Here is a 19,777-nt window from a genome sequence, read left to right on the forward strand (position 1 = left end):
GATTTTATTATGAAAAAGTGTAAAAAGATTATCAGTATTTTAGTAATTTTAATTCTCATGTTAAGCTTATTTGGTTCATTACCACAATTTGTTTTTGCTGCCACTATCACTGTTGGTGCAGGGAGTTATACTGATACTCTACCAAGTGGACAAGTTGGACCTCCTTCAACAGTGTATAAGACTTCCAATCTAACAGGTGGTATACCTACCAACAGCTGGGAAAGTTCGATTTTGTGGACACAATATTCAGAAGCTATGTATCCTCACCCACTGTCTGTAAAGTTTACTTCTAATGGATTAGAGGTAGGCAAGCCTGTTAAAAGCGGAGAGGGGACAAGTGCATACACAGGCAGGTTTGTATTGTGGCAACACAGAATAGATATGACAATTAAAAATTCAAGTTATAGCAGTTACACAGATGCACGTGCGGATAAAGTTACAGATTGGTCATTTGATGGTGTTTTGACAAGTGGAACTACAACCGTGTTAAAAGCAACTATCACAAAGGGAAGTCCCTATATTTATTTTGATTTCCCTACGGGCAAGCCCCAAATAGTATTTCCTTCAGTTCCCACTTTGTTCTACGGTAACAGCAGTAGCCAGTATTTAGGTATAACAATAAATGGGATAAGTTATGGATTATTTGCACCTTCAGGGGCAACGTGGAGTGGAATTGGGACAACAACTTTAACGTGTAATTTGCCAAGCGGCAAGACATATTTTTCAATTGCTGTTTTACCCGACAATTCAACTACTACATTGAGCTATTTTAAAGATAGAGCTTATGCGTTTATAACAAATACACAAGTATCGTGGTCGTATGATGCGAATACAAGTGAGGTTACAACAACATTTACAATTACCACAACAGCAAAAGAAGGTACAAACTTAGACACAATCATATGTCTTTATCCTCATCAATGGCGCAATAACTCATTATCATATTTGTCATACACTTATAACACAGTTAGAGGACTCATGAAGACAATTCTTGGGCGGAGCTTCACAACTAAATACAAGTATTATGGTATATTGCCTACTATGCCGCTTAATGGTTCTGACACAGCTACATTGAATTCTTTGCTCAATAGTGAATCTACTTCAATTTCATCATCAGATACTTATTGGAACGGGAAAGAACAAAACAGAGTTTCATCTATTGTTCAACTTGCAAAGATGAACAACAATACAACAGTATTAAACAATGCTATATCTGCTTTGAAAAACAATTTGCAGGATTGGTTTACTTATAGTGGTTCTACAGACAGCAAGTATTTCTATTACAATTCTACATGGGGAACGCTAATAGGCTATCCGCCTAGCTATGGTACAAATGACCAGATAAATGATCATCACTTCCATTATGGTTATTTTATAAATGCAGCTGCGCAAATAGCTTTGGTAGATAAAAACTGGGCATCTCAAAGTCAATGGGGTGGCATGGTAAACTTGCTTATAAAAGATATTGCAAACTGGGACAGAACAGATACAAGATTTCCATTTTTGAGATATTTTGATCCATATGAAGGACATTCATGGGCAAGTGGTCATGCGAACTTTGTAGATGGAAACAATCAGGAATCATTTTCTGAGGCTATGAATGCATGGCAAGCAATAATTTTATGGGGGACAGTTACTGGACAAACTGCGATCAGAGATTTAGGGATATATTTATATGTGACAGAAGCAGAAGCTATGTATAACTATGTTTTTGATTTATATAATGACATAATCGATAACAGTGGTGTTTACAATTGGAATTATTCATCATTGATTTGGGGTGGAAAATACTGTGCTGAGATTTGGTGGGATGCAGGCTCGGTTGCAAATTTTGCAGCGCAGAGCAGAGGTATTGAACTTTTGCCAATAACAGGCGGTTCATTCTATCTTGCAAAAGATAAAACGTATGTGCAGAATTATTACAACGAAATGCTCACTCAAGCAGGAACAAGTGAGCCATCTTCATGGCAGGATATTTGGTATATGTATTTAGCTTTAGCAAATCCATCGTTAGCACTTTCTAAATGGAATACATCAATACAAAATGAAACCGGACAAGCAAAATCTTTTACCTATGTATGGTTAAATGCTCTCAATACATTGGGGACACCGGATTTTAGTGTAACAGCAAATTATCCGCTTTATCAGGTATTCAATAAAAATGGAGCAAAAAGTTATGTTGTATACAATCCAACAGATACCCAGCTAACTGTCACATTCTCTGACGGTAAAGTAGTAACTGTCAATGCGAATAGTTTAGCGGTTGACAGTGGAGGTTCGAGTTCATCAACGAACATTGCGTTGAACAAACCAGCAACGGCTTCATCTATCGAAAACTCCAATTATCCAGCATCGTATGCGTTTGATGGCAATCAATCTACGCGATGGTCATCAGCATTCTCAGACCCACAATGGATTGCGGTTGACCTTGGTGCAGTATACAATGTAAATAAAGTTAAACTTTACTGGGAAACAGCTTATGGTAAGTCGTTCCAAATTCAAGTTTCAACTGATAATACTAACTGGACAACAGTTTATTCTACAACGAATGGTACTGGTGGTGTAAATGAAATTACCTTCAGTCCTGTAAACGCACGCTATGTGAGAATGTATGGTACTGAACGTGGCACACAATGGGGATATTCTTTATGGGAATTTGAAGTGTATGGAACGCCGAGCGGAAGTGCTTCATACTTGCCTCAAACTACATGGTATTTATTCAATCAGCAAACAAGTGGAGTTACACCAAGTGGGGAGAATTTACAGACAACAAACAGTTCTGTTACAGGATGGCAACCAACCACAACCATAACAACAACTACAAAGCATTGGTATTCGCCTGTAATTAATGGCACATACAAAGCAGGAACATGGCAATTTATATTGTGGACAAACAGTCCAGGTTCTTCTTCTCAAGTTAAAGTGGAAATTTACAAGGTAAACAGCGATGGAAGTGGCGAAGTACTTATTGGTTCGCAGACGGTAGATGTAAATACAACTGGTACAGGTAATCATCAATCAGTTTTCAATATTTCTACTTCTTCAGATATTAGTTTCAACAATCAAAGAATAAGAGTTTCTATTACAAAAGTTTCTGGTGTAGATTGTACAATGGCTTATAACACCAATGATTTTCCAACAAGATTGATTACGCCGGGTGAGTAAGTGTTACAAAGGTCTAATATTATTGTGAGATAAGATTAGGGGCTATTCCAATTGCTAATGGAATAGCTCCTTTTTAATTTTGTACTTACTGTCATACCTATTAAGAATATTTTTCATTTAGCCGTTTGCAAAATGAATAGATGTACAAACCATAAAATAGGAATACAGGAATAAAAGTCAAGAGGCTGTATAGGTAAATTGTGCTATTTACACACAATAACAACATTATCAGCAACATATGTAACTATAAATTTATTACCAAATAATTCTAAAGCCAAAAAAGGCAAAATTATATCAAACCCTTTAAAAAGGGTTTTTAGTGTGGGCAATTTGTAGGGGATTAAAAATGCATTTTTTAGAGTTAAGAGAAATCTCAGGCAATAAGTTTTTTAAGTTTTTGAAGTTTTTTGTAAGAGATATTTTGGTGATGTTTTAGTATGGCATAAGAGAGAATAAAGAGTAAAAGCATACAAATAGCAGAGAGTAAGAAGTCAGAAAAAAGTGAAATATGGTCATATGAGAAAATGGTATCATGACCGAGAAAAGACTTTAGATTAAAAATAGTTTGCTCGATAGTAACTCTGGATTTGTAAAGTTGATAAAACTGCTCAGAATTTCTATCGATACCTGGATAATACCGCAGGTTGGCATCCGGGTATGTATAGAACATCCTACCTGACTTAGAAGTAGTACAAGGATGTGGGCAAGTGCAAAAGCGTTTATTGTCTTTAATCTGAGAGCAAGGGCAGCACCATTTAATTCTTGGGGAGCGATTTTTACCATTACAAAGACCTTCGTAGATAAAAGGTTTATTTAGTTTATTACAGAAGGGTATACCGTTTTGTGAGATAGTGATGTTAGGGTCAGAGGTAGGAGTATATGAGGCTTGGTTAGAATTTCTGGGGTTAATAGGGATTATGACTTTAGAGAAATTGAAATCTTTGATGAGAGAAGAATAGACCATGTAAGAGTCAAGAGCACTGTCGGCGATAAAGGTTGAAAACTGATTGAATTGGAAATTGTGGTTTAGGTTAATCAAAGCGGGAATAAGAGCTTTTGAATCAGAGATAGCTTTAGAAAAAGCAGGGTCTTGAGGGTCATCAGAAGAAGGACAGAAGGCAGGAGTGATTACAAGAGGTAAACCAAATCCATTAGTGATGATAGCGAATTTGTATCCATAGCAGAAATGACCATTAGCGAACATACGAGTAATATAAGGTGAAGCAGAAGCAGATTTGGGGAGGTTTAAGTATGTGAGATAATACACAGCAGAAGATGTAAGGTTAGGGTTTTGAGATTTAGTTTTTCGGAGCAAAAGATTTTTCTAAATCTTGAGAAGAGACTTGTCAAGAATTTTGTGTTTCCAATTTATAACGCAAGTTGTAAAGTTGGGTTATGTTATTGATGCATTTTCTAATACTGGGAACTCCATTTTTCCATTTTGTACGGCGTAAGTTCTCTCGCTGTAAGTAAATATTAATTTCTAAGACTTCAACAGACTGAAAGTATCCACCTGAATTTACTCTAATCTTTTCAATCATGCTATTTACACTTTCAACGGCGTTTGTGGTGTAGATATGCTTCCTTAATTCCTCAGGGTATTTCATATGGGCAAGATAAAACTCTGCTTTTTCTGATATTGCTTTAATAAATCGAGGATATTTTGAAAGGTATCCATCGCAAAGTTCTTTAAATTTCAGTACAGCTTCGTCAAAATCGGAGGAAGAAATTCTAAGTCTGTCTAAACTCTTGTTAAAAGCTGAAGCATCCTCTTTTGTCATATGTTTTCTGACATTACGTTGGAGGTGGACAAAACACAGTTGATGGTCAGCAAGAGGATAAGCAAGTTTGACAGCATCTATAATACCAGGGAAGTCATCACTTATGACAATTAGAATCTCTTTTAGCCCTCTTGTAATTAAGTCTTCAAATACTTTCATCCAATCAGCCTTATTTTCTTTGCCGAAGAAAGTGTAGACACCGAAAATGTCTTTTTTACCTTCTAAGTCGATACCGAGGACAACATAACAAGTAGCTTGTTTAACCTTAGAATTATCCTTAACTTCACAATGATAACCATCGATGATGAGAGCAAAAGCACTTGTTGGTAGTTCTCTTTGTTTGAATAACTGAAGCTCATTTTTAAGGTCTTCTTTGATTTTTAGTATTTCATTTTCGGAATATGGAAGATTCAAAGCTTTCAAAGTCTGGACAAGGGAACTTTCGGAATAACCATTGACGACTAAAGACATAAGCAGGTCAGTGTATGAACTATCAACTCTTTTGTAGCGGTCAGGGAGGATAGAAGGTCGGAAATTACCAGTACGTGTGCGAGGGACAGAGATTTCAAGACTGCCAACAGGTGTTGCAAGTTTTCTATCGTAAAAACCATTGCCTTTGTCATTGTCATTTTTAGCAAGGTACACTGATCTTTCCGATAACATAAAGCAATCGAGCAAGTTTTCTAAGAGTTGCTTTAGAGCTGGGCGGTTAGGATCATCTTTGGAGCAATACATATTTAATACTTGCTCTACAGCCATGTTTTTAGCAGTCTCAATAATTTCGTTTTTATTCATTTTAAGTAGCCCCCTTGATAATTATTTCAATACTAATTATACAGTGGACACAATTTTATTTTAACTCCCCTTGAGAATGTAGAGATAGAGGGTATATTATCGAAGTTGCAGAAGGATTTAAGCTGGTAAGAGTTGAGCAAGACAGCACGGAGTTGAGTTAAGGTAGAGAATTTGAAGATTTTTTGGATGAAGAAAGCACATAACATAGATTGCAAAGAGAAGCATCTATGTTTACCGAAGTATTTATAGTAGGCTTTAAAGAAGGATTGAGGGATGAAGTTATTGATATTGATGTATTTATTGAAGAAGCCAAGAAGGTTATGAGGGTTATTGAGAGCGAGGTTTTTAACGTCCTCATAAAGTTCTAAAAAAGAGAGTTGTTTATTATGATTTTTAAACATTTTATCCTCCTCCTCATAGAAAATATGTTTTATACAGTTATATTTTACACTATCTATGAGGAGGAAGGAATACTTTTTTGAAGATTGTATAAAGCTTGATAATGCTCATCTTGAGCGTTTCTGCAAAAGGCTATATATATTACTTGGTACAAAAAGGAGGATCATTTATGCAATTTAGAACCTTAAAAGAATCAGAACTTGAAAAATGGTTTTACCACTGTGCAAGTGTTTTTGGAGAAAATCAAAATTTAGATTTTTGGCTTGATTATTTTAAAAGACATTATTTCAATGATCCTTTCAGAGATATTAACAGCATTTTTGTTGCTCTAGATGACAGCAACATAGCAAGTACAGTAAGATTATTCTACAGAAAGATATACTTTCATGGGAAAGAGATAACAGTTGGTGGAATAGGAGAGGTAAGTACAAAACATGAGTACAGAGGAATGGGGCTTGCATCAAAGTTACTTTGCATGGCTGTAGATACAATGAGGAAAAAAAGACTTTGCATTTCTATTTTGTTTGCATCCTTACATAATTTTTATGGCAGGTTTGGCTATAAAGTATTGCCGCGCGAATTTTGTTTGCTTGACAAAGATACCTTTCAAAAATATCATGAATCTAAGACTACTCAAACAGGGGAAATAAAAGAAATAAATTTGTCAGACAATAATGTCGAAATTATAGATGAAATCTACAAGCTATACTCAACTAATTTTAATGGCCCTGTTGTTAGAAACAGGGAATATTGGCTTGGATGGGTTAACCTTGAACCCAAAACAAGTTTAGGATACTTTGTTGAGGGGAGATTGGCTGCATATTTGTTTTATAGAAAAAATGGCAAAGAAATAATTATACTGGAATATGGCTGCTCTGACTCATCAAACAAAGAGATACCTTTGATGGAGTTTATAAAATTTATTATAAACAATGAAAATGCAGAAGCAATTAAATATCCAAAGGCAATTGGCCTTGAGCTTACTGGGTGTACTGAGTTTAAAGACAATAGTTTGATGTTAAATCTTATTACTCCTTTCAAGCTGGAAGGCTTACTTGTTGATTCAACTGAAAAACTGATAAGTATCCTGGCAAGAGAGCCAAATAAATTTGTTTTTTGGGGCACTGATAATTTTTAACAAGGCATAATAATTGCTTGCAGAAGGGAGATATCAAAAAATGTTTAAAATTGTTCCAAAGCCTAAAAAAGTTGATTTCACAGGGAAATGGTTTGACTTTGATGGTTTTGAAAACTTTCCAGATTTCATTTCAAGGGAGTTTTCAATACCAAAAGGCTCATGGAAAATAGAGATTGTCGAAAGACCTGGAACAGGTATTTCAATAGAGAACAAAAAAGTAAAGGTCTGGGGAAATGTTAATGTTGCTTATGCCACCATAGTTCAGCTCTTAATTCAAAGAAAAGATGCACTGCCGCAAGTCACAGTAGAAGAAGAATTTAGATTTTCTTTTAGAGGCTTTCATCTTGATATTGCGAGGGGCGGAGTGCCCAATTTATCAACTTTTAAAAACATATTGAGATGGCTATTTTTGCTTAAAATTAACTACTTTGCAATATACTTTGAAGACCTTTTTCCATGGGAAAAACATCCTAAGATAGGTGCGGGTAGAGGAAGATTAACAAAAGAGGAGTTAAAAGAAATTATAGAGTACGGCAAAAATCTTGGAATTGAAGTATTTCCATCCTTAGAGTTAACAGGTCACATGGAGAATATTTTATCAATTCCAGAGTACTCCAAATACAGTGAATGGTATTTGCCAAGAGAAGGATGCCTTGATTTGTCGAGTGAAGAAGCAAAAAAATTCGCTTATGAACTTTTAGATGAAGTATTAGAGTTTTTCCCATCTAAGTACGTTCACATCGGCGGGGATGAGACATGGGCACTCGGCAGAGGAAAAAGCTTGGAAAAGAATTGGATATTTGAAGGGCCAAAGCTATATGAAGAATATCACAAAAATATGATAGATGTGGTAGAAAAATACAGAAAGATTCCTATCATGTGGGCAGATATGCTAACAGGTATGTTTCTGAGGCCTGATGAAAGGAAGGTATGGGAGAAACTTTTGCAAAGCGATATATGGCAAAGGACAATTTTAGCCAACTGGGATTATGCAGCAATGCCCAAGGAGCATTTTATAAACAGAATTGAGAGTCTTGGAAATAATCACCAATCAAATCAGATAGTGTGTCCGGGTTTTTCTAATTGGAACAGGTTTTATCCTGACTTTGAAGTAGCAATTGAGAACATAAAAAATTTTATTGAGGCTGCTAAGACAAAAGGTATTCAAGGCTTTTTGGTGACATCCTGGGGTGATGATGGGCAGGAGTGTTTGTTTAGTTTTTTATATCCGCTTTTTGTTGCTACAATTGAGCTTGCTGAAGGTGATGGGGATTGGGAAAAAAGTTATATTGTTCTTTCTGGTGAAAGCGAAAAGCTGCTTGATGTACGAAAAGTGTTTGGTATGTCGAAAATTGCAAATAATATAAAAGGTCTGTTGTATGGAAGCAAAGAGGTTGTGCAAATGGGGACTTCTGAGAAACGAGGGTTAAAAAGGTGTTTTGAAGAAGCTTTGCAAAAAGCTATTGATGCAAATCTTCCTGAAGATTTAGCATTTATTCGGCAGGCTATAAGAGTAGCGATAAAAAGGCTTGAGAATACAGTGACAGAAAGTGATTTAATTAAGCTTGGAAGTTATTACTGCAGGCTGTGGCGTAAAGAGAGGAAAAAGGAAGGGCTTGATAGGATTGTTGGAAGATTTTGGGCAGCAGGTGGCAAAGTTAGCTTAGAACAGGAAAGAAATTAAAGATATATTTTGAGGTGTTTTAAAAATGAGAAAAAAGTTTTTGGTCAAAAAGATTTTTAATGGATATTCGTTCATCAGGGACAATGTCTTGGTTGTAGAAGATGGGAAAGTTTTGGGAACGCAAAAAGGAATTGATACTGGAAAAGATGAGATTATAGACAGAAGAGATTTTATTTTATCACCTGGATTTATTGACAAACACACACATGGTATTGGTGGAGTTGATTTTTTTGATACTACAGAGAATGATTTAAAAACTATCCAAAATTACTATTTTAAACATGGTGTTACAACTGTTCTGCCAACAATTGTATCAGCTCCGTTTGAAAACATATACAAGCTTGCAAGAGCTATCAAAGAAGCAAAGAAAGACCCAAACTTTAAGCTAAACATCCCCGGAATATTCTTAGAAGGACCATTTATAAACCCTGCCAAAAAAGGTGCACACGATAGAAGATTTTTGCAAAGACCAACAGCTGAGAAGTTAGAAGAATTGATTTCTAACTGTGAAGAGAAAATTATTGACACTGCGATTGCTCCAGAGCTGCTTGAAAATCCGGTTGAGTTTTTTTCAAAAGCAGCGGAGAAAGATATTAACATTTCGCTTGGTCACACAAATAGCAGTTTTGATGAGGCGGCAAAAGCACACCTTCTTGGTGCAAAAAATATTGTTCACCTTTTCAACGCAATGCCACAGCTACATCACAGACAGAATTCTATTACAACTTATGCGCTTTTGAGCGATATTAAAGTGGAGCTTATTTGCGACCTTATTCACCTATCACCTGAGATTATTAAACTTGTATACAAGCTAAAAGGTGCAGAGAACATTATACTAATCAGTGATTCTATTGCTGCAGCAGACCTTAGTGATGGTGAATACAGTTTAGGGAGCCTAAGAGTAAAGGTTGAAAATGGAATTTGCAGGTTATCAGATGACACAATAGCTGGCAGCACCTTGACAATTGATAAGGCAGTAAAGAACCTAATAAAGATTGGAATTAGATTAGAAGATGCTCTCATGGCAGCAACTTACAATCCATCAAAACTTTTTTCACTTGAGTGCGGCAGGGTAAAAGAGGGCTTTTCAGCAGATTTTGTATTGATGGATAAGGATTTAAATGTAAAAGAGGTATATGCTAAGGGAGAGCTTGTGTATAAGGCTTGAATAAATTTCAAAGCAGGCTCTCCCTGAACTGGCTTGGTGTAAGACCGGTATACTTTTTGAAAACTTGAGAAAAATACTTCTCATCAGAAAAGCCAACCATATTTGCAACCTGATATGTCTTTAAATTTTGATTTTTCAAAAGTTCTTGGGCTTTTTGAATTCTGATTTTGTGCAGGTAATCAACAAAATTAATCTTCAGTTCCCTTTTAAATAGAATGCTCAAATACGCAGGAGTTACATATACCTCTTTTGCAACACTTTCTAATGTAATGTTCTTGTTATAGTTTTTTTCAATAAAGCTAATAGCTGCTTTAACGATTAGATTTTTATTTTCGATCTGCTCAATTTTGTCTACTGCTGCATTTAAAAAGCTAAGTAGCGATGCAAATTAGAATGTTAAATAAAATTAACATTTTTATTGCAATAATAGTTTAAATAGTGTAAAATATTTATAACAAAAAATTGATGAGAGTGAGCTAACATGTCATTAGCAAAGGTAATTGGGAATAATATATACGTTTTAATGAAAAAACAGAATGTAAAGATAAAGCAACTTGCAGATTTAATTGGAGTTGCCAGGCAGACTATGACTAAATACCTTGAAGGTGAAGTGATTATTGATAGCGAGAAGCTTTTCAAAATAGCTGAATTTTTTGGAAAGCCGTTAGATTATTTTCTTGAAAACAAACATGAAGAAATGGCTTTTTTATTCAGGGCTCATGTTTTAAATAAAGAATCTATCTCAACCGTTCAGTACAAAGTCTGTGATTTGATAAACAGGGTGTATGAGATTTATGAACTTGCTGGTGAAAAGATTTCCTATCTTCCACAGCAGTATAATCTCAAAATAGATTCTAAGGAAAAGCAAATATCAAAGGAGATAAAACTTCAAATAGAACAGATAGCACTAGAAGAAAGAGAATGGTTAAACATTGGTGAAAGCAGAGGAGAGGAAATCATTGAATGTTTTGAAAATAAGGGAATAAGAATAATTTTTGAAAAATTTGATATGCCAGACATGTTTGGAGTGTCTGCTTTGCATGACCAAAAGGGTTGTTTTATAGTTATTAACGATGATGAGAACATTCCAGAAGAGAGAAAGATATTTAGTATTGTTCATGAGTATGCTCACATTTTATTTGACAGAAACCAATACAGACAAGTTATTCTACAGTCTACTCGCAGGAACATTTACGAAAAAATTGCTGACAAATTTGCAGGATATTTTTTGATTCCGCGGAAAAGTCTTGCTAAGTATTCTGTCTTACTCAAAAGTCAGTTATCATGGAATGATCTCATATACATCAAAAAAGATTTACGAGTAAGTTTAAAAGCTCTTTTGCATGTTTTAAACGACTATGAATATATCAGTGATAAAGAATATCAAAAATGGCTGAAATACTTGAACATGAAAGGTTACTCTAAAAAAGAACCTGATCCAATGCCTTACTTCAAAAAAAATACCGCACATGAGAAGATAGTAAGAATGCTTTTTATGAAGGAACAAATAGGAATTAACAAGGTGGCAGAACTTCTTGGAATTAGTGTTGAAGATGCAAGAGAAAGCGCAAAGAAGTGGATGATGGATGAGAGAGAAGATTAAGAAACTCATAGATAAAGTAGCAATACTTGATACAAATGTGGTAATAGATTTTCAAAGGCTAAGCTATCTTGAAATTCCTCTTCAGGTTTTTTCAAAAGTCTTTGTCTCTGGTTTCGTTGTATCAAAAGAGCTACCAGCTGAGGTTATTAAAAAACTCAAGGATTTAGGATATGATATTGCAAATCTTGAAACAGAAGAGGGATATAGGTTTTTTCAGAAGCTAAAAAAGTTCAAAGCTCTTTCAGTTTATGATAGACTCGTAATTTCAATAGCACTCCAAGAAAAAATTATTTGTGTTTCAAATGATAAACCAGTACGAAAAATCTGTAAAAAGTATGGAATAAACTCGACTGGCACGTTGGGTATTTTATGTGCTGCTTTTGAGAAGGGAATAATTAGCAAAAAAGAATTAAAAGAGCTAATAGATGGATATCAAAGCAATAGCGGTGCATATATAAACAAAGACATAATAAATGAAATAATAAGAATATATCACCTATAACGAAATAATCATTCTCAGTACTAAAAATACTTTGATATATGATTTAAAAAATTGAATTAAGTTTGTAAAAAAGAAAATAAAACAATATTTAAAGTAAAGCTTATTTGCGACCTTATTCACCTGTCACCTGAGATTATTAAACTTGTATACAAACTAAAAGGTGCAGAGAACATTATACTAATCAGTGATTCTATTGCTGCAACAGACCTTAGTGATGGTGAATACAGTTTAGGAAGCCTAAGAGTAAAAGTTGAAAATGGAATTTGCAGGTTATCAGATGACACAATAGCTGGCAGCACCTTGACAATTGATAAGGCAGTAAAGAACCTAATAAAGATTGGAATTAGATTAGAAGATGCTCTCATGGCAGCAACTTACAATCCATCAAAACTTTTTTCACTTGAGTGCGGCAGGGTAAAAGAGGGCTTTTCAGCAGATTTTGTATTGATGGATGAGGATTTAAATGTAAAAGAGGTATATGCTAAGGGAGAGCTTGTGATAAGGCTTGAATAAATTTCAAAGCAGGCTCTCCCTGAACTGGCTTGGTGTAAGACCAGTATACTTTTTGAAAACTTGAGAAAAATACTTCTCATCAGAAAAGCCAACCATATTTGCAACCTGATATGTTTTTAAATTTTGGTTTTTCAAAAGTTCCTGGGCTTTTTGAATTCTGATTTTATGGAGGTAATCAACAAAATTAATCTTCAGTTCCCTTTTAAATAGAATGCTCAAATACGCAGGAGTTACATATACCTCTTTAGCAACACTTTCTAATGTAATGTTCTTGTTATAGTTTTTTTCAATAAAGCTAATAGCTGCTTTAACGATTAGATTTTTATTTTCGATCTGCTCAATTTTGTCTACTGCTGCATTTAAAAAGCTAAGTAGCGATGCTTTAAATAGCTCTTTTTTCTCAGTTTTTAAAATGTTTTCAAAAACCTTGCTGCTTACTACATCATTTAAATCAATACATTTCTCATGGCAGACTTTGATGATACTGCCCAGTAATGCCAAAACAGCCGACTTTATAAACCATTTGTTAAATGTGTTGGTAGAATACAATGAGTTTATAAAACTTTCGACTTTATCTTTAATAACATCTTTCTGGCACAGCAAGAGGCTATTTATTATTGATCTTTCTTCATCAATTGGGTAATAAGTAGTATTTTTACTGAGGCAAATATCATCATAATGTAATATGTCAATATCGTCGGCAAAGAATTTAAGCTCTAAAGCATTTAAAGCTTGCTCATATAAAGAGTTGATTTTTTCAATTTTATCTCCCCATCTACTGACTCCAAAGTAAAGTTTCACTCCAAGCTTATCGCTGGCACTTCTTTTGACTTTTGTAAGAATAGTATCTATCGTTTCTCTATCAAATTCAAAGTCTGAGTTAATTAATATAACTATCTCATTTCTACCTCTGAAAACTTCTGATCTAAAGACTTCTAATTCTTCTTGAATTAAATTAACACATGCAAGTATGTATGCTTCTTGTTTTACAAAAGAAGTTGGATAAGTATCGGAAACATTTTCAATATCAAATTTGGCAAGAGCAATGCAATATTTTCCAGATGAAAGTTTTATATTGTACCTATCAAAAAGCTTTTCTATCTCTTCCTTGCTGCGGATGCCAAATATAACCTCATTTAGAATTCTCTCTTTTAAAATTGGCAAAGTTTCATTGTAATATTCTATGTATCTATTTATCAGAGCCTCTTTTTCCCTTTCTTTTTCAAGGACATTTTTAGCCTTTAGTACTGCATCTAAAACTTCTTTTGGTTTGCAAGGCTTTAGCAGATAATTCAGGCTCCTTAGCTCAAGTGCTTTTTGGGCAAAGTAAAAGTCATCATACCCGCTTAAGATTATACTTTCAAATATATACCCTTCTTTTTTGGCATTTTCAATTACTTGCAGTCCATCTAACTTAGGCATTTTAATGTCTATCAAAACAATGTCAGGGCAAAGCATCCTAATTTTCTCAAGTGCCTCTTCACCGTTTGTTGCACATCCAACAATCTTAATTCCATTACTTTCCCAATCAACAAGAGTTGAAATACCTTCAATTACCTCTGGCTCATCATCAGCAATAAGTAACTTTGTCATCCTTTTCATCTCCTTTTTTTACAAAATATTCTTACAATCAACTTTCTACTGAAATATAATCTATAGGAAGTATCAATTTTACTTCTGTACCTTGTCCTGGCTGGCTTTGTATATTCAATTTGAAGTGTGTTTCATAGTAAAGTTTTAATCTTTCGTTGACATTTTTGATAGCATATCCAAAAGTAGCTTCCTTTCCTGATTCTAAAAGGTCTTTGATTCTATCGAGCTGCATTTTCGACATTCCAATTCCGTTGTCTTTGATGGTAAAGCATAAGTTTTCACCTTCTTTTTTGCCTGTTATCTGAATAAAAGTTGGGGCTGTTGAATTTTCCATACCGTGAACAATTGCATTTTCAACAAAAGGCTGCAAAATCAATTTAGGGATATAATAGTCCAATATTTCAGAGTCAATTTCAATTGAGTACTGAAGTCTATTTTTATATCTTTTGCTCTGCAAGAAGAGGTAATGTTCTATTAGTTCTTTCTCACCTTTTACCTGAATGAACTCACTTCCTCTGTTTAAGGTAAGTCTAAAAAGTCTTGAAAGAGAATAAATCATCTCGCTTATTTCACTATCATGAGATTTTTCGGCTTTCCAAAATATAGTATCCAAAGTATTGTAAAGAAAATGAGGATTTATCTGAGCCTCAAGTGCTTTTAGTTCTGCTTCTTTTTTGTGAATTTCCAACTTTAATACCTTGTTTATCAATTCATTTATTTTTTCAACCATATTATTGTATTCAGAAACAACTATTGCAATTTCATCACTTGCATGCGGGTCAATATTTACTTGTTCTCGAAAGTTACCCTGCCGCACTTTTTTCATAGAACTTACAAGTTTCTGGAGGGGAGCTGTGAGCATAGAAGAAAAATACATGGAGATTACAAAAGCAAAGATAAGACAGAGTATAAGTACCCTAATATATAGAAGGACAAACGAATTTCTAATAGCATTTATGGCATTTTCTAACGAAACAATGCTCACAAGCCGCCAGTTGGAAGTTGGGATATAACTTGAAGTAATTAAAAGTTTTGACGAATTGGCAGTGATTATTTCATTTTCTCTACTTAGGATGTTTTTATTCAAAAGCTTCTGAGCAAATGTAGCTGTAAACTGTGGTGTTGTGCTCTCAAAGGAGATAATTTTGTTGCTACTGTCAGCTATAAAAAAACATGCTTCTTTTTCCTTTAAATCTTCCATATAGATTTTTTCAATGGTTGGTATGTTTATACATATTATAAGCACTCCTGCAGGCTCGTATGTATTGAAGTCTAAAAGAAGCCTTGCCATGGCAATCTTAGGGTAATTGTTTTTTGCAATTAGAGTGAAAGGCAAGCTATTTAGACTCAGCCATATAGGTGCACCTTTGTTTTTTATAATTTGTTTTAAAAAATCTGTAGATTTTAGTTCATAAAAATCAGCAACTCCAGTGCTATTGTCATTTGAAAAGTAATATTTATCACCTTGAAAAGAGTAGAGCATAATAAAACTTATATAATCTTTGGAAGCAAGAAGGCTTGCCAGTGGTTCTAAGGAATATTTAGTAAAATCAGGGCGCGGGCTGATAAAGTTTTGCACTCTTTGATCTAAAAACAAAAATGATGAAAGTTCATTTACATCTCTTTGAAGAAAATCTATGCTGGCAGCAATTCTTTTTGTGTCTCTTAAAAGTAGATTTCCAACCTCTTCTTTTAGCTGGTTTGTTGAAATGGTATATGAAAATAAAGCCAGCACCAAGGAGGTTACCACTATTATACTGTAGAAGAGAATGAGTATCTTGTATTTTATGCTCAGACGTAAAAAATAATTTTTGAGCTTTAAAAGCATTTTACCAAAACACCTTCTTTTGAAGCTCACTTTTATTCTACAGGTCAAAGTATATTATACAACTTCATATATAAAATTCACAAGATATTCTTTTTTAGAAGTACATCTTGCCATCAATCATCATAATTTTAATAACAATTAATAACTTGCATGCTCAAAATATCCATAAAAAATGCAAACCAAATTTAAAAATTGTCACCTTAAAATTGTGAAAGTATGCTGATATAATTTAACCAAGACAGAATCAATTCTACCTTTGATTTTGGGGCGCCCCAGAGAGATCTTTAAAAATTAACAAAGAATCAAAAAGGAGGGAAAAGTGATGTCAAAGAGAACCTTAAAAGTATTTATTTCGGTTTTACTTGTAACAGTAATGATTGTTAGCTTATTTGCAGGTATTCAAGGTACTTTTACAGCTTCTGCATCGACTAAAAAAACTATAGAAATCAAATTTTTCTCCAACCTACCAGATAGGACCTCCAACCAAGGTAAGCTTGAGCAGATGTTAATTGACAGCTATATGAAAGCAAACCCAAATGTCAAGATTAAGGTCGAAGCACTTCAGGATGAGCCTTACAAGCAGAAATTCAAAGTTTATGTTGCAACAAATCAGATGCCAGACATCTTCATGGTATGGGGTCAGCCATCATTCTTCTTACCGGTCATGAAAGCAGGGTATGCAGCTGAAATAAAACCAGAACAGATAAAAGACTACGGTTTTAAAACATCTTCATTAAAAGATTTTATGTATAATGGTAAGATATACGGACTTCCAAGAAATACAGATTTTATGGTCCTCTATTACAACAAAGGGCTGTTCAGTAAATACAATGTAAAGGTGCCAACAACATTTAGTGAGCTCTTGAACGCAGCAAAAGTATTCAGGAAAAATGGCATTGCTCCAATTGCAATAAACGGTAAAGATAAATGGATACTGGCAATTTTGTATCAGGAGCTTGTTGTGAAAGAAAGCGGGGACCAAAGATTAATTTACGATGCAATTTCGAAAAAATCTATATCAAAAAACCAGGTTCTTTTAAAAGCTGCAAAAGACTTGGTTGAGCTTGTGAATGTAGGCGGATTCCAAGACGCTTTTGTTGCAGCAGACTACGGTGCAGCAAACAATTTGTTTGCTCAGGAAAAAGCAGCGATGTACTACATGGGTTCATGGGAAGTTGGAATGGCAGCTAATCCAAACTTCTCTGATTCTTTCAAAAAGAATGTTGATGCAACATACTTCCCAATAATTTCTGGTGGCAAGGGCAAAAAGACAGACATTTTAGCATGGCATGGCGGTGGATATGCAGTTTCTGCAAGTTCAAAGGTTAAGAATGAGGCAATGAAACTTCTTCTTTACATGATGCATCCAACAAGATGGGCAAAGATTGGTTGGCAACAAGGACTTGTTGTTCCAGGGCAGAACTGGGAAAAGTTTATGACAGGAAAAGAAACAGTTCTTCAGAAAAAGCTCACACAGATATTTAGCAGTGCAACATCTGTAAGTGGCACAGTATGGCAAGATGCGTTTACACCAAACTTTAAAACAGAAGCAGAAACACTTTGCCAGATGCTTGTTGCAAAGGCTATTACACCTGAAAAGTTCTTAGCAAAGATTGAAGAGCTTGCAAAGTTAGAAGTTAAGTAATTTTAAAAAATTAAATCACCTGCTCCCAAGATATTTAAAAAGAATGTCTTGGGAGCAGGAATTTTATTCACAAGGAGTGACAATATGTACAAGGTTTTGTCAGACAAAAGGACCATTTTGTTGCTGGTTTTGCCGGGACTTTTGATATACACGTTTGCAATTCTTTTTCCAATTATACTCAGTGTATATCTTGGAATGACTGACTGGTCAGGGATTGGTCGGCCAAATTTTGTAGGTCTTGAAAATTTCAAGAAGATAATATTTTCAGATACAACATTTTGGAAATCACTTAGAAACGCTATATTTCTTGCTCTTGCATATGTATTTGTTCAACATCCAATAGCTCTTACGTTTGCTATATTAATTGATAAAATTGGCGGTAGAGCGGAAAAAATTTTCAGAACCATATTCTTTATACCCTGTGTGATACCAGTTGTTGTAACATCACGTATGTGGGTAAGTTTGTATGACCCTCAATATGGGCTTATAAACAAGATACTTGACTTTTTGCACTTAGGTTTTTTAAAACAGCAGTGGTTGGGGGATACCAAAACAGCTTTAATATCAGTTATTATAATCTGTATGTGGCAGGGTTTTGGCTGGGCACTTTTGATTTACTACGCAGGTCTAAAGGGTATACCAGAAGAACTTTATGAGGCAGCAATGATTGATGGTGCAACAGGTGTTAAGCTTTATACAAAGATTACTGTGCCCTTGCTTCAGCCAGTTATCAAGGTTAATTTTACAATAGCTATTATATATGCTTTAAAACAAATGGAAACAGTTTATTTAACGACAAACGGTGGTCCCGGCGATGCGAGCCAGTTTTTGGCCAACTATCTTTACATTCGTGCATTTAATTCATATCAATATGGTTATGCTAATGCAATTTCAGTGCTATTTGTTATAGCATGTTTGGCTGTCAATATTCTTTTCCAGAAGATATTTAAACCAGAAAATTATGAGTTTTAACAAGACATGGGAGGTTTTGACGTGGCAAGGGAAAGTAGTTTCAACAAAAAAAGCAGAGCTGTGCTTCTTGTTGTGCTGGGACTATTCTCAATTGGACAGCTGTTTCCACTTGTTTGGCTGATTGACTTTTCGCTTTGTAAAAGTGGAGATGTATATGGCGCAAATATACTCAAAATTCCCAATCCCCCACAGTTTATAAATTATTATCTTGCATGGAGAGATGGAAAAATTCCGCAATATTTTATCAATAGTGTAATTGTAAATGTGACGTCTGTTCTGCTTGTTGTTCTGTTTTCGCTGATGATGGGGTATGCATTTGTAAGGATGGAATGGAAGTGGAGCAATAAAGTTTTAACATATGTTTTGCTGGGACTCATGATACCAATTCATGCAACGCTTCTACCCAACTTTGTTATTTTCAGACAGCTTAAGATGCTGGATTCATATTTTGCACTAATAATTCCATACGTTGCATTTTCACTGCCACAGGCAGTGTTCTTGATGACGGGGTTTATAGGAAGTATTCCACGAGCTTTAGAAGAGTCGGCAATCATAGATGGTTGCGGCATATTTAGAATCCTGTTTCAGATTATTCTACCACTTTCAAAACCTGCACTGGTCACCATAACTGTTACCACATTTTTGAATACATGGAACGAATTTATTATGGCGGCAACGTACTTGACATCCGACAAGTTCAGAACCCTACCATTTTCAGTCTACAACTTTGCAGGTCAGTATGCATCTAACTATGCAGTCCAGTTTGCTGTAATGACAATAGTAGCTCTTCCATCACTGATAGTATATATTGCCCTGAACGAACAGGTTACAAAAGGGGTTACCCTGGGTGCTGTGAAGGGGTAATAAATAAGCAACCAATTAGAATTATTTTTTTTCGCCAAAATTAAAACCTTTTCTAAAATTCAGTGTATTTACTTATATGAAGCTATCAATGTAGAATTAGAATATATAAAACTCTTAATAAGAAAGT

General features: G+C 34.7%; 14 protein-coding genes and 2 pseudogenes. 10 read left to right on the top strand and 6 right to left on the bottom strand.

The window, feature by feature from the left end; genetic code table 11:
* Positions 1–9: 9 nt before the first annotated feature.
* The gene (locus CaldiYA01_RS00310) at positions 10–3,165 is read left to right on the top strand and encodes a glycosyl hydrolase (protein WP_207180219.1); all 3,156 of its coding nucleotides are present in this window, start codon (positions 10–12) and stop codon (positions 3,163–3,165) included.
* Positions 3,166–3,538: 373 nt separating this feature from the next.
* Here CaldiYA01_RS00310 and CaldiYA01_RS00315 read toward each other — a convergent pair.
* The 3 genes and pseudogenes from CaldiYA01_RS00315 to CaldiYA01_RS12190 form a co-directional block, all read right to left on the bottom strand.
* Positions 3,539–4,486, bottom strand: a pseudogene (locus tag CaldiYA01_RS00315) (ISNCY family transposase); the annotation flags it as partial.
* Between the two features lie 25 nt (positions 4,487–4,511).
* Positions 4,512–5,741 (bottom strand): IS256 family transposase, encoded by a 1,230-nt coding sequence (locus CaldiYA01_RS00320; protein ID WP_207178215.1) that lies wholly within the window; start codon positions 5,739–5,741, stop codon positions 4,512–4,514.
* 56 nt (positions 5,742–5,797) lie between these two features.
* A pseudogene (locus CaldiYA01_RS12190) lies at positions 5,798–6,142 on the bottom strand (transposase); the annotation flags it as partial.
* 167 nt (positions 6,143–6,309) lie between these two features.
* Between CaldiYA01_RS12190 and CaldiYA01_RS00330 the strand changes: the two are divergent.
* From CaldiYA01_RS00330 to nagA, 3 genes are read left to right on the top strand one after another with little or no spacing between them, the layout of a single operon-like run.
* Positions 6,310–7,278, top strand: a complete 969-nt coding sequence (locus CaldiYA01_RS00330; RefSeq protein WP_207180222.1) for a GNAT family N-acetyltransferase — start codon at positions 6,310–6,312, stop codon at positions 7,276–7,278.
* A gap of 40 nt (positions 7,279–7,318) precedes the next feature.
* The gene (locus tag CaldiYA01_RS00335) at positions 7,319–8,962 is read left to right on the top strand and encodes a beta-N-acetylhexosaminidase (RefSeq protein ID WP_207180223.1); all 1,644 of its coding nucleotides are present in this window, start codon (positions 7,319–7,321) and stop codon (positions 8,960–8,962) included.
* A 25-nt stretch (positions 8,963–8,987) separates the two neighbouring features.
* The gene (nagA, locus tag CaldiYA01_RS00340) at positions 8,988–10,130 is read left to right on the top strand and encodes an N-acetylglucosamine-6-phosphate deacetylase (protein WP_207180224.1); all 1,143 of its coding nucleotides are present in this window, start codon (positions 8,988–8,990) and stop codon (positions 10,128–10,130) included.
* A gap of 7 nt (positions 10,131–10,137) precedes the next feature.
* Here nagA and CaldiYA01_RS12195 read toward each other — a convergent pair whose 3' ends face one another.
* Positions 10,138–10,476 carry a helix-turn-helix transcriptional regulator gene (locus CaldiYA01_RS12195; protein WP_083755754.1) on the bottom strand — a complete coding sequence of 113 codons (339 nt, stop codon included), beginning with the start codon at positions 10,474–10,476 and terminating at the stop codon, positions 10,138–10,140.
* A 135-nt stretch (positions 10,477–10,611) separates the two neighbouring features.
* On the opposite strand from CaldiYA01_RS12195, the gene CaldiYA01_RS00350 reads away from it, so the two are divergent.
* From CaldiYA01_RS00350 to CaldiYA01_RS12200, 3 genes are all read left to right on the top strand, one after another.
* On the top strand, positions 10,612–11,733 hold the full coding sequence (locus CaldiYA01_RS00350) for a helix-turn-helix domain-containing protein (RefSeq protein WP_207180225.1): 1,122 nt from the start codon (positions 10,612–10,614) through the stop codon (positions 11,731–11,733).
* Positions 11,717–12,235 carry a DUF3368 domain-containing protein gene (locus CaldiYA01_RS00355; protein WP_207180226.1) on the top strand — a complete coding sequence of 173 codons (519 nt, stop codon included), beginning with the start codon at positions 11,717–11,719 and terminating at the stop codon, positions 12,233–12,235. The genes CaldiYA01_RS00350 and CaldiYA01_RS00355 overlap by 17 nt, the downstream gene beginning before the upstream one ends.
* Positions 12,236–12,496: 261 nt before the next feature.
* Positions 12,497–12,748 carry an amidohydrolase family protein gene (locus CaldiYA01_RS12200; protein ID WP_269076413.1) on the top strand — a complete coding sequence of 84 codons (252 nt, stop codon included), beginning with the start codon at positions 12,497–12,499 and terminating at the stop codon, positions 12,746–12,748.
* Between the two features lie 3 nt (positions 12,749–12,751).
* On the opposite strand, the gene CaldiYA01_RS00365 is transcribed toward CaldiYA01_RS12200, so the two are convergent.
* A complete protein-coding gene (locus CaldiYA01_RS00365) occupies positions 12,752–14,341 on the bottom strand; it encodes a response regulator (RefSeq protein ID WP_207180227.1) in 1,590 nt (529 codons plus the stop codon).
* 37 nt (positions 14,342–14,378) lie between these two features.
* The gene (locus tag CaldiYA01_RS00370; protein ID WP_207180229.1) at positions 14,379–16,169 is read right to left on the bottom strand and encodes a sensor histidine kinase; all 1,791 of its coding nucleotides are present in this window, start codon (positions 16,167–16,169) and stop codon (positions 14,379–14,381) included.
* Between the two features lie 322 nt (positions 16,170–16,491).
* Here CaldiYA01_RS00370 and CaldiYA01_RS00375 point away from each other — a divergent pair, with 322 nt between their 5' ends.
* From CaldiYA01_RS00375 to CaldiYA01_RS00385, 3 genes are all read left to right on the top strand, one after another.
* Positions 16,492–17,814 carry an ABC transporter substrate-binding protein gene (locus CaldiYA01_RS00375; RefSeq protein WP_207180231.1) on the top strand — a complete coding sequence of 441 codons (1,323 nt, stop codon included), beginning with the start codon at positions 16,492–16,494 and terminating at the stop codon, positions 17,812–17,814.
* A gap of 84 nt (positions 17,815–17,898) precedes the next feature.
* Positions 17,899–18,786, top strand: coding sequence for a carbohydrate ABC transporter permease (locus tag CaldiYA01_RS00380; protein WP_207180233.1), 888 nt, complete (start codon positions 17,899–17,901; stop codon positions 18,784–18,786).
* A 21-nt stretch (positions 18,787–18,807) separates the two neighbouring features.
* Positions 18,808–19,650 carry a carbohydrate ABC transporter permease gene (locus CaldiYA01_RS00385; RefSeq protein WP_207180235.1) on the top strand — a complete coding sequence of 281 codons (843 nt, stop codon included), beginning with the start codon at positions 18,808–18,810 and terminating at the stop codon, positions 19,648–19,650.
* Positions 19,651–19,777 lie beyond the last annotated feature (127 nt).

This window comes from Caldicellulosiruptor diazotrophicus (assembly GCF_017347585.1).
Taxonomy (GTDB): Bacteria; Bacillota; Thermoanaerobacteria; order Caldicellulosiruptorales; family Caldicellulosiruptoraceae; genus Caldicellulosiruptor; species Caldicellulosiruptor diazotrophicus.